Here is a 2523-nt window from a genome sequence, read left to right as displayed (position 1 = left end):
TCGAGCGGTTTCACAACCCACGAATGCGTCGTAGAGTCGCCCGGCAAGATTTGAAGTTTTCAGCCCTTTTCAAACCGTCCGTGGAAATGGGGTAGAACCCAGGGCGGCGAAAGCCGCTGTAGAACCATGACGGATGTTTGTCATGAAGACCCCTATGCATTCCTGGATGGACGACCCACATCGCGGTGGCCAGTCCGGTAGTGCGATGCAACTGTCGAGGCTCGTACCAACGCGTGTATATCGATCCTGATAAATTCCTGGACCATTCCACTCTAGGGATGGAGCCTCGTGAGTGGCCATGAGCCTGGATACGAGCAAGCGTCCCCGCTCCTTGGGTATTCTCCAGCGGCAAGCAGACCGACACTCCTGAGACAGGCAAATGGCTATTACTTCTCGGCGCCGCCAAAGTTACCATGCATAGACCCGATTAGGAGCTGCTGAACGGAGTGATTGTGCAGGGGGGCTGTGCGCTTGCTCTGGCGTCACTTGCATCGTCCAGCGCCGGGGCTCGGGGCCTGATTAACTACACGGCTCGCAGACTCCTGGCCTTGCGGTTAGCGATGCGCGCACCAGCAGTTATGGTCTCCGTGCCGGCGGAGCGATGCGACAGCTTGATTTGGTGTATCCGGTACAGTTCGTGATCGCGCATCTAGGCCGCCGGGCAGTCGGGAGGGCACACGCGAACATCTGAGGCCAGAGCCAGAGAGCGGAGTTCGAATCGGAGATTTTTGGGCTAGGGAAGACCGAGACTCAGCTGTTGTTCGCGCGTGGAGCGCTTGAGTGGCTAAGGGGCAGTGCGCAAACGGTTTGTTTTGCCGTTACACATCCATTGCCCCAAGGGGCTAGGCCGCCTTAGCTGCAGCAAAGCGATTCAAGGTCGACGTGGCGGCTCTCTGGAAACTCGACCTAAGACCACCGTATTCCTGAGTCCGGTCCACGAGTCCCTCGACTGCTGGAAGGTCGCCGACAACGAGCTAGCTATTACTCTCAGCGAGAAGTGCATGGTTTCGTAGAAGAGCTCCCCTGGTTTTCAAAGTGGACAAAAGAAGAGCAGCATGCTCGGAGTGATGCTTTCAAATAGCGCTGGGTCATGCCAGATGTAGAGGTGCGCGCCTAGTCGAGCTTATAGAGTTCTTCAGTTCAGGATTTAATGCCACGGCGGCCGCAAAAACTGAGTGCAACACCCGACCATTTCGGTAAGGTGTTGCCCCATGTCCTATCACGAACTCAGCGCCACAGAGCGCGTCACGATCCAGATCGGCCTGTGCAATGGCTTCAGCCAGCGCAGGCTTGCCCGGCTGATGAACCGCAGCCCCTCGACGGTCAGCCGTGAGATCCGGCGCAACCGGAATGCTCAAGGCGAGTACGTTGCAGACGATGCCCAGCGCTTGATGCATACACGCCGCGTGGTCTGTCGACCCGCAAAACGGCTGGTGCCCGGCAACGAGTTGTTCGAGCTGGTCGCCCACCTGCTGCGACAGCGCTTTTCTCCCGAGCAGATTGCCGGCAAGCTGCGAACCATGAAATCCCCAAGCTTCGAAGACGCCTACGTCTGCCGCGAGACAATCTACAACGCGATCTATGCCCTGCCGGTCGGCGAGCTGCGCAAGGAGCTGATCATCTGTCTGCGGCAGGGCAAGACTACCCGCCGGCCGCGCTCCGGCGGGGTGGATCGACGTGGCCAGATCCCCGACATGGTCAGCATCCACGTACGCCCACCGGAGATCGAAGACCGCCTGATGCCCGGTCACTGGGAGGGCGATCTGATCAAGGGCAAGGCCAACGCCTCGGCGGTAGCCACCCTGGTCGAGCGTACCAGCGGCTACCTGATCCTGGCGAAGATGAACGATGCGACGGCGACCTCGGCGGTGGAGGGCTTCAGCGCGGCGCTGAACCGCATGCCGCTGGCTGTACGCAAGAGCATGACCTACGACCAGGGGCGAGAGATGGCGCGGCACGCGGAAATCACCCAGAAGACCGGTGTGGCGATCTACTTCTGCGACCCACACAGCCCCTGGCAGCGCGGCAGCAACGAGAACATCAACGGCCTGATCCGCCAGTACCTGCCCAAGGGCACGGACTTGTCGGTGTACAGCCAGGAGCAGTTGGATGCCATTGCCTACGAACTGAACATCCGACCGCGCAAGCGCTTCAATTGGAAATGCCCGATTGAGGTCATGACAGAGGTAGTGGCGTTGCAGCATGATGCACCTGCTTCAATCCAGTAACCGTGTTGCACTCAGCTTCTGCAACCGCCTACTCCCCGTCTTGCATTCCAACCAACGGAATAACCGCTCCCCTCCAGCTGCCGCTGTCCTGCGTTTGACGGCTAAGCTTAGGTCACTGTCCGCATCTGGCCCAGGCCGTGTAAAAACGCAGCAAGTGATGGCAATAAACTGCCGGTGGATTTTCTCAGCGTCCAGAAGGCCGCCGGATGCCCTATCAGGCGCATTCGGTTATTCTGGTTGCTATGGCACTTTAGGCTTCAGCACGACTGATGGAGGACGGTAGGACTCGTAAAAC

At 59.0% G+C, this 2523-nt stretch carries 1 protein-coding gene; it reads left to right on the top strand.

Translation table 11 applies throughout. The features are described 5' to 3' along the window. Positions 1 to 1211: 1211 nt before the first annotated feature. Entirely contained in the window at positions 1212 to 2228 is a 1017-nt protein-coding gene (locus tag A9513_RS17620) for an IS30-like element IS1394 family transposase (RefSeq protein ID WP_032728035.1), read from the top strand. The last annotated feature ends 295 nt before the right edge of the window (positions 2229 to 2523 follow it).

Source organism: Pseudomonas sp. AU12215 (assembly GCF_001675465.2).
GTDB lineage: Bacteria > Pseudomonadota > Gammaproteobacteria > Pseudomonadales > Pseudomonadaceae > Pseudomonas > Pseudomonas nitroreducens.
This window is presented reverse-complemented; position numbering and strand designations above follow the sequence as displayed.